The sequence below is a fragment of the Murimonas intestini genome, from assembly GCF_024622195.1.
Lineage (GTDB): Bacteria > Bacillota > Clostridia > Lachnospirales > Lachnospiraceae > Murimonas > Murimonas intestini.
The window spans coordinates 63,622-78,337 of record NZ_JANKBI010000019.1 but is presented as its reverse complement, the minus strand read 5'-3'; the positions used below and the strand labels follow the sequence as shown (position 1 = coordinate 78,337).

Genomic DNA, 14,716 nt, shown 5'->3' with positions numbered 1-14,716 from the left:
ATCTGGATGAAATCTGGGTTTCCTTTTTTAATAAGAAAATTTAAAAGTGTTAATAACTGATTATTTTAATACTTGACAGAGAAAAGGTTTGGTTATAAATTTAAAAATAGAAATATAATTAAAAGATAAATAATAATGAGGAAAATTATGGAAAATAACGAAAAAATTAATAAAAATAAAAGGCTTTCTAATAAGATATCAAAACTGTTCCTCTTATTTGTTGTTCCGCTGATAATCCTCCTGGGGATTTATACCTGGTATACTGCTCATATCCTTAATGAAAGGACAAAGGAAGCAAATGTACATACTCTGGATCTGTATAGTAACGAGATCTTTCAGGATATTGAAGGAGCAGATATATTTTTAAATAGTATAACTTCAAATGGAAAAGAATATCAGCGGCTACAGTTGAACCTTCCATCTATTGAGATACAGGATTACGAGAGGCAGCTTCTGGATAAGTATAGAGCTATTCTGCAAACGAATAAGACAGTAAGTGGATTATTTATATTTAATCCTGGAAGAGGGTGTTATGGGGCTGCATTCAGAAGTAATGTAGGAGAAATTACACAGATAGAATTGATTTATTACTTTAAAGATTTAATGAAAAAAATACAAAGTGGGTCTGAGGATAGGATGTATATAGAGCAAATAGGTGAACAGTATTATCTGATTCGTCTAAAGGCTGACAAAGGAGTTTCCTGTGCTTCTGTCGTATCATTTTCTAATATAGCTAAAAATAGCCTGGTCGGAAAAGAAAAATATGTATTTTATGGAGGAGAAACAGGGAATGTCTTTTATACAGATTTATCAAGAGAAGAGACCCGGATTTTGACTCAGAATTCAGAAAAAGATATTTTAGTGGCATCAGATGGAAATTATAGAAGTGTACGCAAAGAACTGGGGATTCTTGATATCAATGTACTGTATTTAATGAAAGAGGAGTCTCATCTGTTTCTGGACATGACACAGAGCCTACTGTTGTGTATGACAGCATTGATAGCCCTGCTTCTGCCTTTTTCATACAGATCCATGCGCCAGAACATTTTTTCCCCCATGAAGTCTATGGTACAGACTATAGAGCGGATAAAGCAGGGCGATATGGAGTTAAGAATGGAGTGCAAACAGCCGGTTGAAGAATTTACGCAGATCAGTGAATCTTTTAATGGTATGTTAAATCAGATAAATAAATATAAGATAGAAAGCTATGAAAATGAACTGGCAGTGCAGAAGGCCCGGCTGCAGTATTATCAGGTGCAGATGCGGCCGCACTTTTTTATTAACTGTCTGAAAAACCTGTATGCATTGGCGGAAGAACAGAGTTATAAGAAGATCCAGCAGATGATTCTGGCATTTTCAAGTTACTGGAGGCATGTTATGCAGGATAGTCTTCATTTAATACCTCTGAGAAGGGAAGTTGAAAGTGTACGGGATTATATCGAATTAATGAGAATGACCATGGAACTTCCTCCCTGCGCAGTAATTGATATTCCAATATATATTCAGGACTATATGGTACCGCCCATGCTGCTGCTTACATTTGTTGAAAATTCTATAAAGCATATTATAACTAGTGAAAAACAGGTACAGGTTCATATTAAAGGGATGATGATAACAAACGGGCAGCAGCGTTTGAATCTGTCAATCACTGATAATGGACCTGGGTTTAGCGAAGAAAGCCTAAAGAGGCTGAATAGCTCTGTGTGTGGTGATGAGTATCAGGGACAAAAAATCGGAATCAGTAATGTAAAGCAGCGTTTAGATATATTATATCATGGAGAAGCTATAATTTCCTTTTCCAATAACAGACGGGGAGGACATATAGAAATTTTCATACCAATCAGGGAGAGATAGAAATGATGACCGTTTTGATAGTAGATGATCAGACCAGCGTGGTTAATGGGATACATGCCGGTATCCGGTGGAAAGAGGCAGGGGTTGACAGGGTTTTGGAGGCTTACCATGCCGCGGGGGCAAAGAAAATTTTTCAAAATTACAGGGTAGATATTTTATTATGTGACATAGAGATGCCGGCAGAGGATGGTATCAGTCTGCTAAGATGGGTGCGGAAAATGGGGTATCAGACAGAGTGTATTTTCCTTACGGCTCATGCAGAATTTGCCTATGCCAGGCAGGCCCTACAGCTAGGAAGCGTGGATTATATTATACAGCCAGCCAGGTATGAAGATATTGAGAAGACCATTTACAGGACAGTAAACAGAATTCAGGAAAATATGCGCGCGGCAGAGTACTATGATTATGGAAAGCTGTTATCCCATAAAAAGATGAAGGTTTTAGACGGTTTGTTTTCAAGGATACTAAGTGGAGGTGTTAAAGATACCAGTGGGTTGCTGGAGGACTGCAGACGTTTGAATATTCCTCTATATGAGAAAAGCAGTATATATTTGGTAAGGATAGTCCTTGTAGCTGGGACAGGGGGGCTGGAGGATGAGGAACTGCGACAGTATTCACTTCTGAATATACTGGCAGAATTGTTTTCAGATTATGGTCAGGAAGTGATGCTTACAAGTGCGGATGATAATTCTTATATGCTTCTTGTATTTCAGGCAGAAAATATGTTGATAGATAGAATGGGTACAGAGCGTCTGCTTTTGGAGTTTATAGAGCAGTGCCGTCTGTTTGCCGATATGCATATAGCATGTTATTCCAGTGAGCAAATCAATCCTGCGGATATCAGTGTATGTGCTGTTCAGATGGCTGGGATGGCAAGAGATAACGTGACCGGACAGACAGGAGTCTTTTGGATTGAAGATAATAGAAAACAGAAAGAGTATGGGGATAAAAGGGAGATTCCTTTTTTTCAAAAACAAAAATATATTGATTATATAGCAAATGGCTATATTAGTTCGGCCGGTCGGGAGATTATAAAGTATCTGGAAAAACTGAAATCTGCTGGAGTAATGGATGCGGCAATGCTTATGAAATGTTATCAGGATTTTCAGGAAATATTATATGCCAGTGGTGAGAAAAATGGAATTTGGGTCAATAATATTCTGAGGCAGCCTCAGATGGCGGCTTATGGGGACAAGTCTAAAAGCTCCCTGGAAAATCTGGAAGATTATATAGGAACTGTGCTGGAAATCTATGAAAGTAGTATGCGAAAGAAAGAAGAAGACAAGACACAGATAGAAAAAGTGATAGAGTATATACAATGCAATATTGAAAAGGAATTAAAGCGTCAGGAAATTGCAGATGCGCTTCATCTGAATCCTGACTATCTATCCCGGATATTCACGAAAGCGGTGGGAAAGCCATTAAAAACATATATTATTGAGGAAAAGATGCAGCTTGCAAAGATTTTATTGACCACGACCCCTTTGCCAGTGGGGGATATTGCTGCAAGGATAGGTTATACTAACTTCTCACATTTTTCACAGAGCTATAAAAAAGTAATGGGAAAGCAGCCATTTGAAGAGAGGAAGAAGGAAAATTGTCAAGAAAGTGATAAAGATTGTTGAAATTAAGACAGGATAAGGGAAAAGATTACAAAAGAGGTAAGAAAACTGATAAAGAGGGTCAGCCTTTGGGTAGAAGGTAGGACTCTCTTTTTCTTATAATGATGATATCAAAACGTCACGTGATGTATAAAAAAATTATGACAGGAGGATAAGTAGATGAAAAGATTTAGAAAAGTAGTTCCTATGGGGCTGGCAATCTGTCTGGCAGCTGGTATGTATACAAGTGAAGCGGCTGCGGCAGAGGAAAATGAACCATATGAGGTTGTAATCGTTGAAGGGGGGAGGGCGACCCAAGATGCTATGGATGCTGTATCCGAAAAACTAAGTGAAATTACCGGAGAAAAAATTGGTAATACAACCGTTAAAATTGTAACTGTAAGTCAGGGAACTTATGTGGATCAGTTGAATATGATGCTATCCTCCGGTGAGCAGGTAGATCTTTGTCTGACGGCTATCAACAATGCCCAGTCTGTTGCATTTATGAAGAATGCGAATCAACTTCTGCCAATGGACAGCCTGTTGAAAGAGTATGGACAGGATATTTTGAAAGATGTGCCCGAGGAATGGCTGAAAGCAGGAAGAGTAGGTACGGAACAATACAGTATTCCAGGTGACAGGGGGAAAGGGTCTGGTATTGGTTTTTTTATGGTGAAAGACATAGCAGATGCATTGGATGTGGATATGGAAACTGTGAAAACTCTGGATGATGTGGAGGCTGTTCTGAATAAAGTAAAAGAAGCATACCCGGATATGTACCCGCTTGCGCCTGATGTAGGGGGATATAATCCTATGCCGGTAGCATATGATCCTGTTTTTGGTTATATTGGCTGTATACCTGATATATACAAATATAAAGAAGGTGATCCATTAGTAAATTTTTATGAGACAGAGCAATATAAAGACTGGACAACCAGAATGTATAAATGGGCCTCTCAGGGACTTGTAATGCCGGATGGCGCAAATAGCACAGTCACCAATAAAAGCTTGATGGCAGCGGGAAAGGTAGCCTGCGCCATAAGGAATACAGATCCGGACCCGGCAGGGGAGTGGTCAGATGCAGTAGGGAAGGAAATAGTAGTAAGTGAACTGTTAAATCCTACTCTGTATGCCGCCACAAATCATGCCGGCTGGCAGGTTGGGATTGGATCAACGTCTCAGAACCCGGAACGGGCTATGCAGGTCTTAAATCTCATTGCAGCAGATACAGAATTTGCTAATACACTCTGTTATGGAGTTGAAGGAGTTCATTATCAGATAAAAGATTCTGAAAAAAATACGATTGAATATATGCCGGGACAGGATGGGACAAGTACAGAATACGAGAGTATCTGGGGGAGATTTCCACAGGGATTTGACATTTATGTACCGCTGGGCAGGCCAGACAATTTCTGGGAAATAGTTAAAGATTTTAATAAGGAATGCGTATATTCACCTGCATATGGATTTTCATATGATCCGTCTAATGTGCAAAACGAAACAGCCGCATGTGCAAATGTAATCAGCAAGTACGATGCACCTTTACAGTGTGGGATGCTGGATCCTGAGACAGAACTTCCTATGTTTATCGAGGAACTTAAAGCCGCTGGTGCGGATAAGATTATAGAAGATAAGCAAAAACAGTTTGATGAATGGAAAAAAGCAAACAGTAACTAAGAAAGGAAAAACGTACATGATTTTCCGGACAAGGTGACAGCTGCACCCTGTCCGGAACAGAGAGGGGATGGGGAGATGAAGTGCAATGCCGGACAACCTTTGGTAAAAAAAACATTACGAAAATATGGCCTTCTGTATCTGATGTTTATTCCTGGTGCAGTTTACTTGCTGATTAATAATTATATACCTATGGCGGGAATTATAATAGCTTTTAAGAACTATAATGTCAGAGACGGTATTTGGAAAAGCCCATGGGTAGGGTTTGACAATTTTGAATACCTGTTTAAAACAAAAGATGCCTGGATTATAACCAGAAATACATTGGGATATAATCTGGCATTCATTGTACTGGGAACAGTATTTGCCGTCACGGTAGCCATATTGTTGTATGAACTGAAAGCCCAGCGGGCAAGAAAAGCATACCAGACTATTATACTGATTCCATTTTTAATCTCTATGGTTATTACCAGTTATCTTGTTTATGGATTTTTAGCACAGGATGTAGGATTTGTTAACAACAGCATATTAAAAAATCTGGGTAAGGACAGTATATCCTGGTATTCGGAAGCAAAATATTGGCCATTTATTTTAATTTTTGTTAATCTTTGGAAACAGTTTGGATATAACTGTATTATCTATTATGCTACACTCATGGGAATTGACAAAGGATATTTTGAAGCGGCTGTCATAGACGGCGCGGGAAGATGGCAGAGAATCCGAAATATTACGCTGCCTCACCTAAAACCGACAATTATTATCATGACTTTGCTTGCTTTGGGAAAAATATTCTATTCGGATTTTGGACTGTTCTATCAGGTTCCTATGAACAGCGGACCGTTGGTCAATGCGACTAACACGATTGATACATATGTTTACAGGGGAATGATGAGTACCGGGAATCTTGGTATGTCATCAGCGGCTGGATTTTACCAGTCAATAGTGGGCTTTGTTTTGGTTTTGTCTGTGAATTTAATTGTACGCAGGGTAGATCGGGAAAATGCATTGTTTTGAGGGGAGAAACGAGTATGGTTGAGAAAGGAAAAGTATTTCAGATTTTAGTACATTTTATATTTATACTGTTGTGTCTTAGTTGTCTGATTCCTTTTGTATTAATGATTGTCTCATCATTTACATCAGAGACATCTCTTATACGAGACGGTTATTCCTTCTGGCCAGGGGAATTTAGCCTGGATGCATATAAATATACATTGATGGATACAGGGGCATTTCTTAAAGGATATGGAATATCAATTCTTGTAACAACAGCAGGTACACTTGTCAGTTTGATAATAACCACACTGTATGCATATCCTTTATCCAGAAAGGATCTTCCGGGTAAAAATGCCATGTCATTCTTTTTATTTTTTACTATGCTTTTTAACGGCGGGCTGATTCCGCGCTATATGATGTGGACACAAAGCCTGCATATTAAAAATACATATTGGGCCTATATTCTCCCTAATCTGCTGATGTCTGCATTTTATGTGATTATGATGCGCACATATATGTCTAATTCTATTCCAGATGAGATTATAGATGCAGCAAAGGTAGATGGAGCAGGGGAAGGAAAAATCCTGATTAGGATTGTGGTACCGGTAGCAAAACCAATACTTGCGACATTGACTCTTCTAACAGGACTTGGGTACTGGAATGATTGGCTAAACGGTCTTTATTTTATAACAAATGACAAATATTACAGTATTCAGGTGCTTCTCAACCGTATGCTCCTGGATCTGCAGTTCCTAATGAGTAACGCAAGCCAGCTTGCGGGTTCGGGAGTCCAGATAGGAATGCTTCCGACAATGGGAATTAAGATGGCTATGGCAGTACTGGGAATACTTCCCATGCTGATAATATACCCTCTTTTTCAGCGTTACTTTGTTCAGGGGATTGCTATCGGCGCAGTCAAGGGTTAGATATGCCGCAGGAACCACGGACAGCTGTTAGCAGTAAAAAGGATAATGTATAGGGAGGAAAACATGGAAAATTTAACATTTCAGTCAAAGAGAGAATTAAATAATAAGGTGAAAATACCAGTTATGGGATTTGGGGTGGCAGAGATTGCAGAAGACCTGCCTACTCAGGTAAAAATTTTGCGAGAGGCTATAGAGACTGGTTACAGAATGTTTGATACGGCACAGATATATAGGTCTGAGAGAGCCTTGGGAATTGCAATAAAAGAAAGTGGAATACCAAGACAAGAATTTTTTATTTCTACGAAGATTTTTGAACAACAGAGATATAACAGAACAACAGAATCGGTATTTGAAAGTTTACGGAAAATGGGAATTGAGTATCTGGACCGGTTTGTTCTGCATTGGCCCATAGCAGGCCGTTACATACAGTCTTACAAAGAAATGGAAAAGCTGTATTACTCTGGCATAATCAGAAGTCTGGGTGTTTCTAACTTTGAAATATGGCATATAAGGAATCTATTAGTACACTGCGATGTGATACCAGTTACAAATCAAGTGGAGTTTAATCCCACATACACATGTATAGAGCAGCGGAAATTCTGTGAAAAACTGGGTATTCAAATGGAGGCATATACGCCGATAGGCCGTGGAGGACGTTTTTTGAATACGGAGCCTTTAGTTACAATTGCAAATAGATATAAGAAGAGTGTACCTCAGATTATTTTGAGGTGGGACATCCAGCATAATGTTATACCAGTACCCAGAAGCGGCAGGAGAGTCCATATGGAGCAGAATGCGGATATTTTTGATTTTGAACTGGATAGAGATGATATGAAGCTAATCGATGGCATGAACTGTGATGACAGAAGGAACAGAAATCCTTATACCACTGAATAGGAGGGTAATATGGGAAACATGACATTTGACACAAAGATTAAATTAAATAATGGGGTTGAGATGCCCCTGGTGGGATACAGTACAGAGATTGTGGGCCGGATGGCTTTTCATGATCAGACCCGCAAGGAAATAATAGCAGAGGCAATAGAGGCAGGTTATCGGAGATTTGAAATAGTGGAAAGCGATGACTGTCAAAGAGCACTGGGTGATGCAATCAGAGAGAGCGGCATTCCACGTGAAGAGTTTTTTTTGTCTTGTAAGCCGCAGATAGCAGATATACGTGATTTCCGGTATTATTATGCATTTGAGGAAATCCTCGCACAGCTGCAAATGGATTTCGTTGACTTATATTCAGTATACTGGCCGCAGGAAAAGGTTTTTTATGGGTACCCTGAAGAGTGGCAGAGAAAAGCCTGGGTAAGGTTTCAGGATATTTATAAAGAAGGACGAGTCAGAGCTATTGGTCTGTGCCATTTCCAGATTCCTCACATAGAGAAGATTTTAAATGATCCAGACACTAAAATTATGCCGGCTGTCAATCAGGACCAGTTTCTCCCACTGTATTCAAATAAAAAGGTAAGACAGTACTGCAGTGAGAAAGGCATAATTTTTGGAGCCTTAAATGAGGAGGATGAGACAAGAATATTAAAAAAACCCAAGTATCGCGAATTTGAAAATCCGGGGCTGCGCCCATCTGGATTCTACGAAAAGAGCACCATGTTGAAGGAGATTGGGGAAAGCGTTGGAAAATCTATTCCGCAGGTTATAAACCGCTGGATATTACAACATGGCGCATTGCTTAATATAAAGGCGGTTGGAAGAGAACAGATGGAAGAAGAGAAAGATATTTTTGATTTCATTCTGTCAGAGGCCGATATGGCAAAGATTGATGCTGTCAATTTGGATTTTAGGGTGGGGTACGATCCTGAGCACATTGATTTCTAATGGAGAGATGATTAAATGAAGTTTGCATTGTTAGGTGCCGGCTGGAGAGCCGGATTTTATTATCGGGCTGTCCGTGCTATAGAGAAGAGACTTCAGATATGCTGCGTAGTAGAGAATAATCCTGAAACTGCTGAACAGATAAAAAACGCATGGAGGCTGCCAACAGTGAAAAATGCCGGTGAAGCCCTTAAGTTTAAACCCGATTTTTTTGTTCTCTGCCTTCCTCCGGCAGTGCTGCCAATAATACTGTGTGAAATTTTAAAGTATGATGTACCTATTTTGACAGAAACCTGGGCAGCTGAATCTGTGGAGAGTATGATATCCCTCTATGAGGAAACTAAAGGAGGACGAAATATCCAAGTATCTGAGCAATATCCCTGCCAGCCCATGCATAGTGCCAGACTGTCTTTGATTAGCAGCGGTATGCTTGGTGAAGTACGTCAGGTGCAGATATCGGTGGCTCATGGATATCATGGTATGGCTCTCATTAGAAGGTACTTGGGGACTGGCTATGCAGCATGTACAGTAGAGGGAAGAAGATTTTCCATGAATGCCGTGAAAGGACCTGGGAGGCAGGGATGGCCGGTATGCTTAAGTTTTCAGCAAGAAAAACAAGACATAATAACTGTTCATTATAAAGATAAATGGGGACTTTTAGATTTTAGCCAGGAACAGTATTTTTCACCAATGAGGTCATCCAGAATACTGATCAGAGGGGAAAAGGGGGAAATTTTTCAGAATGAGGTCAGCTGCCTGACGGAACCGTATCCGGGATTTTTAAAGTTTACTCTTCGCAGGGAGTGTAGCGGCCTGGATAACAGCCTTTGCCGGGCAGGCACTGTGTCAATTACAGGGAATGGAAAGTTATATTATAAAAATCCTTTTGGTCCACGCGGAATGAGTGACGAAGAGGTGGCAGTAGCTACATCTCTTTGCTATATGGAACAGTTTATAAAGACGGGAGAAAGCAGGTATTCTCTTGCTGATGAACTCCAGGATCAATACCTGGATTGGCTGGCACAGAAAGCAATCAGGACTGGAAAACCTGCAGAGGGCAAAGAGATGCCCTGGGCCCGGGGAAAGGAGAACGATGGTAAATAAAATTAGAGTAGGGATTATAGGCGCTGGGGTATGGGGATATCAGCATGCCCGGGCCTTTTCGGAGAGAAATGATGTGGAGATTGTGGGTATTGTGGGGCGGACAGAGGAAAAGACAAGAAAACGTGCCCGGGAATTTAATGTTCCTTACTTTCTTAATATTCAAAATATGTTGAAAGAAGGAAAACCTGATTTGGTTGATGTCTGTCTGCCAGGTCAACAGACTTTTAAACCTTTAAAACAACTTTTAGAGGCTGGGGTCCCTGTTATGACTGAAAAGCCTCTGACATATAATATGGAAGAAGCAAGGGAACTAGTACGGATTGCAGAGAAAAAGAAATTGTTTTTTGCCATTGATTTTAATCACAGCTGCAGTGAAGCCGTTGGTATGGCAAAGAGAGATATTGAAGAGGGCAGGCTGGGTGAAGTGATATTTGCTGAATGGCATTTTGCCCAGGCAGGAGAATTTCCTATGAGCCATCCATATTTGGCAATTATTGAAGCTCAGTGCCATGGGCTGGATATGATGGAGTATCTATGCGGTCCTATCAGCAGTGTATACGCAGATATGACGGATATGACAGGGAAAGGAAGCTATACCACATTTTCACTTTCGTTAAGATTTAAGGCTGGTGGTGTAGGAACTTTCCTAGGTTCCTTTGATTCATCCGATAACTATGACTGTGTGCAGGAAGTAAGAATTAATGGAACTAAGGGAACAATAAGTATCAAAAATAACACAAGAAAATACATTTTCCAGGAAAAGAACAGCAAAATTGCTAATGTGTGGAAACCGGGAATATTTGATGATAATGGGGGGTGCTTTGGAAAAAATATTGACCGCCATATTGATAAAATGCTGGAAGCTTTTAAAAAGGGAGACAAGCCTCCTATACCAGCAGAAAGGGGATTAAGAGCTCTGGAGACTGCCTGGGCAGCGATCAGTGCATTTGAGAGTGGAAGAAGAATTTTATTATAAGTTGTTCGATGTATATAAGACATATTAATAATAAAGAATGATGCAGCAGACTGTATAGAAACGGCAAAAACTGCCGTTTCATGCTGCAAAACTCGGAATGGTAACACGTAAGCAGCAGTGGTGCCGGTACAAGATATGTGTTAAATTCAAACATATATCTTGTACATCTGATATGAACATGTTAAAATAATTTTATTCAGACAACAGATTTTCTCAGGGACTATCAGTATTTGAAATCTGCATATCTAGTATTCAATAAAATAAGCTGAGCATTCTGTGCTGATATTGTGGTAAGGGCTATCTGGTAACCGTATAAAAGCAGTAAGAAGGCCGTCTCATTTTGAGCGATATAAGTTACAAATAATCATCATAAATCATTTCTGCCTGTTTCAGGCAAAATTTTCATGGATATTCAATTATTAATATAACTAAATACAAGCATGCTGTTGTCTGAGATATCAAAATTGATTATAATAAAAGTAGAGATAGTTCCCTGTATGGCTTAGAAGGAGCAAAATATGCCAGAAAGGAAAGAAGGCCATAAGCCGGATGATTATCTGCATCTAGAGGATATGGCAATGAAGACTGCAGCGCAGTTTTTTGGAGAAGAGATGCTTAGGTATCTGGGCATACACGAGAAGCCGCTGCGTGTTGCACCTACTGAAGTTGTACATTTGGAAGCACGTCAGATGTATGAGGACTTTAATTATGAGATGGAAAACGGGGAGTGGTATCATTTTGAATTTGAGAGTGATGGGATTCTGGCAGCAGATTTAAGAAGATTTAGGGAGTATGAAGCTGCTACGAGCCGCATATTTGGCGTACCGGTTACTACTTTCGTAGTGTGTTCTGCAGGGGTGAGAGAGCCCCTCTCTGAATTGAAGGAAGGGATTAACACCTACCGTGTAAGGGTGGTCATGCTTAAGAAGCAGGATGCAGATATCATGTTTCAGATGCTGTCTCGGAAATCAGCAGCTGAGATCAGAAAGCAGGACCTGCTTCCTGTACTCATGAGCCCTCTTATGTCAGGGGAGATGCCGCAAAAGGAGCGTATACTGAGAGGAGTCGGATATCTCAGAGAGAATTATATTGGGGTTGGGGAAGAAGACCTGAATAAAATGCAGGCTGTTTTATATGCTCTGGCAGTAAAATTTTTAAATGAGACGGAGCTAAAAGAGATTAAGGAGGCGATGGTGATGACAAAGCTGGGTCAGATGCTCGTGGATGATGGAATTGAAATGGGCATTGAAAAAGGTATTGAAAAAGGCACTGAGCGTATGCGTAAGCTCACAAAAATACTGCTGGATAAAAAGCGGTATGAGGAATTGGAAAAGGCGGCAGGGGATTCGGAATATTGTGAGCAGTTAATGGAGAGATACAAAATTTAGTGTTCGGGGGCAGGACGCAGCGGGTCAGCCGACTCCGGGATTGGCAGGCTATGTCAGTTCCGCCTCCCCTGCGGTTCTGGCGTATGATGTCAGCCTGCTTTGATAAGACTGCATTTAGCAGGCTTATCAAAGCAGTGATAGTATGGCGGCTCTCTGTTTTTTATTTTTTAATATTTTGTAAGATACGGTTGATCTGCCTGATATTTTCTTCATCAGCACCGCCCTGTTTTAACAGGCTGACCAGGGTCATACGTCCCATCATTCTCTGCAGGGCAGGATTATCTTTAACTGCATCTGCCACATCACCGCGGTCAGAAGCCCCTTTTGCCATCATTTCATCTATGATAGCTCCTGCTTTTTTATTGGCCCTGATATCAGAGAGGCAGTCGTTGATAGAAAAATAATCCGGTTTCAGATCATCTGCATCAAACCAGTTGGTTACAGGAGTACGCCTGATAAAAGTATACGCGGGATTTTCTTCTGCAACTTTTCGTATAGTAATACTCTCTTCGCAGGAATCTGCTTTGGCAGTAACCACATGCTCTCCCGTGACCGGTACCTGGAATTTAAAAATAATCCGGTTAGATTGTGTGGCAAATTCTTTTCCGTCTACTAGTAATGTCACCTCCGGCTGATTAGAATAAACTTTGATTTCTGTGATATCTTCTGCACGGTCTGCGTAGCGGCTGCCGCACAAATGAACAAACTTATCTTTTTTATTCCAGGCAGCTTTATAAAGATAAAAGGTATCTTTCTTTAATTTGCGGTCAATGGTTACCAGGCCTTTTTGATTTTCACCATGTTTTCCGCCTTCATCTCTTCCGTCAGCGGCAAAATCAAATAAATTCCATACATGGGTTGCCCACAAATAGGGACGGTCTTCTATCATATGCAGCATGTGTTCGTGGTACAGTGCCTGGTAACTTTCCGTATAATCTCCCTTTTCAGGATCCGGTGACTGAAATTGGGGATTGGCATCCGCGCCGTATTCAGAAAAACCAATGACTCTGTCCGGATATTCTGCATGGTATTCATCAAAAAACTCATCGTTCTGCTCTAACTCTCCTAAATACCATCCGAAATATAAATTATAACTGTTAATATCAGGAATTTCCAGAATAGGATTTTCAGTTTCCAGCATAAATACATTTGCCATGACGGTAGGACGGGTGCTATCCAGCTTGTGGCAAAGATCGTTCAGAAGTCTGTGATTCTCCAGCAGGTCCTCATTGACAGAACTGGCCGCCGTAATTTCATTTGATAGTCCCCAGGTCACAATGGAAGGATGGTTATAATTCTGAACAATCAACTCTTCCATCTGAGATAATGTATTTATCCGTCCTTCTGGCATGTGCATGGTAATATACGGAATTTCTGCCCAAAGAATCAGTCCGTTTTCATCGCACAGGTCATAAAACTCCTGAGCATGCTGATAATGGGCAAGACGCAGGGTATTCGCCCCCAGCTCTCGTATGATTTCCATATCCTTTCTATGGTGCTCTGGTGTAAGTGCGTTTCCGGCATCTTTATAATCCTGATGGCGGGAAACACCTCGCAGAGGATAGGAACGGCCATTTAAGAAAAAGCCTTTTTGAGGATCTATATGAAATTCACGGCATCCAAAACGCGTGTTTACGTTATCACCGCTTTCTAAAGAGGCTTCTGCAGTATACAGATACGGGTCCTCTAATCCGTCCCAAAGATGAACGTTTTCAATGATAAATTCAGCCTGTGCATGTCCTTCAATGGAGGGAACGGTCTGTGAGTCACCATTTATAGTGAATGTTACCTTATTGGCCGAAACTGTCCAGGCTTCTATCGTGACGGCTGCTTTGTGCCGGTCTAAATCCACAACAGGTGTTATTTTAACGCCCGGTGTGCCGCAGTAGTCCAGTGAAAAATGGGACTGGGGAACTATGATCAGATTTACCATCCGGTATAAACCGCCGTAAAAGGTAAAGTCGGCTTTTTGTGGATAGCAGAAATTATTATCATCATTGTTTAGGGAAACAACAATATGATTCTCTTCTTTCAGAATATCTGTTATATTTACCCGGAAGGCGGAATATCCTCCTTCATGATGTGCGGTATGTACTTCATTTATGTAGACATCCGCAATCATAGCGGCGCCCGTAAATTCAAGATAAACTTGTTCTCCGTCTTTCAGCTCAGGCTTTTGCAGAGTTTTTATATAGTAGCAGGTTCCTCTGTGATAATCATTTCCGCCGTCCTGTCCGTCTTTGGCATTCCATGTGTGGGGAAGATCTATACACTCGCCGGTGCAGGAAAAAGCAGCGGAAGCATCAGCAGCAGATTTAACAAAGGTCCAGTTATTTTTTAAAGGTATGATTTTTCTCATGT

The 14,716-nt window shown here is 40.6% G+C and carries 11 protein-coding genes; 10 read left to right on the top strand and 1 reads right to left on the bottom strand.

Annotation, left to right across the window (positions count from 1 at the left end; translation table 11 throughout):
• The first annotated feature begins 147 nt into the window (after positions 1-147).
• The 10 genes from NSB28_RS20940 (at position 148) to NSB28_RS20895 (ending at position 12,355) form a co-directional block, all read left to right on the top strand.
• Positions 148-1,854, top strand: a complete 1,707-nt coding sequence (locus NSB28_RS20940; RefSeq protein ID WP_257497761.1) for a sensor histidine kinase — start codon at positions 148-150, stop codon at positions 1,852-1,854.
• Between the two features lie 2 nt (positions 1,855-1,856).
• Positions 1,857-3,479 carry a response regulator transcription factor gene (locus tag NSB28_RS20935; RefSeq protein ID WP_109625914.1) on the top strand — a complete coding sequence of 541 codons (1,623 nt, stop codon included), beginning with the start codon at positions 1,857-1,859 and terminating at the stop codon, positions 3,477-3,479.
• 156 nt (positions 3,480-3,635) lie between these two features.
• Positions 3,636-5,132 (top strand): ABC transporter substrate-binding protein, encoded by a 1,497-nt coding sequence (locus NSB28_RS20930; RefSeq protein WP_109625913.1) that lies wholly within the window; start codon positions 3,636-3,638, stop codon positions 5,130-5,132.
• A 75-nt stretch (positions 5,133-5,207) separates the two neighbouring features.
• Positions 5,208-6,143: an ABC transporter permease gene (locus NSB28_RS20925; RefSeq protein WP_109625912.1), complete on the top strand. Its 936-nt coding sequence runs from the start codon at positions 5,208-5,210 to the stop codon at positions 6,141-6,143.
• 14 nt (positions 6,144-6,157) lie between these two features.
• Positions 6,158-7,048 (top strand): carbohydrate ABC transporter permease, encoded by an 891-nt coding sequence (locus tag NSB28_RS20920; protein ID WP_109625911.1) that lies wholly within the window; start codon positions 6,158-6,160, stop codon positions 7,046-7,048.
• Between the two features lie 63 nt (positions 7,049-7,111).
• Positions 7,112-7,945 (top strand): aldo/keto reductase, encoded by an 834-nt coding sequence (locus NSB28_RS20915; protein ID WP_257497760.1) that lies wholly within the window; start codon positions 7,112-7,114, stop codon positions 7,943-7,945.
• Positions 7,946-7,954: 9 nt separating this feature from the next.
• Positions 7,955-8,890: an aldo/keto reductase gene (locus tag NSB28_RS20910; protein ID WP_109625909.1), complete on the top strand. Its 936-nt coding sequence runs from the start codon at positions 7,955-7,957 to the stop codon at positions 8,888-8,890.
• Between the two features lie 15 nt (positions 8,891-8,905).
• Positions 8,906-9,991 (top strand): Gfo/Idh/MocA family oxidoreductase, encoded by a 1,086-nt coding sequence (locus NSB28_RS20905; RefSeq protein WP_109625908.1) that lies wholly within the window; start codon positions 8,906-8,908, stop codon positions 9,989-9,991.
• Entirely contained in the window at positions 9,981-10,967 is a 987-nt protein-coding gene (locus NSB28_RS20900) for a Gfo/Idh/MocA family protein (RefSeq protein ID WP_109625907.1), read from the top strand. The genes NSB28_RS20905 and NSB28_RS20900 overlap by 11 nt, the downstream gene beginning before the upstream one ends.
• Before the next feature lie 518 nt (positions 10,968-11,485).
• Complete coding sequence (locus tag NSB28_RS20895; RefSeq protein ID WP_109625906.1) at positions 11,486-12,355, top strand: hypothetical protein; 870 nt, start codon at positions 11,486-11,488, stop codon at positions 12,353-12,355.
• Between the two features lie 160 nt (positions 12,356-12,515).
• Here the strand turns inward: NSB28_RS20895 and NSB28_RS20890 are convergent, their stop codons facing one another.
• Positions 12,516-14,714: a glycoside hydrolase family 2 protein gene (locus NSB28_RS20890; RefSeq protein WP_109625905.1), complete on the bottom strand. Its 2,199-nt coding sequence runs from the start codon at positions 14,712-14,714 to the stop codon at positions 12,516-12,518.
• Positions 14,715-14,716: the final 2 nt, after the last annotated feature.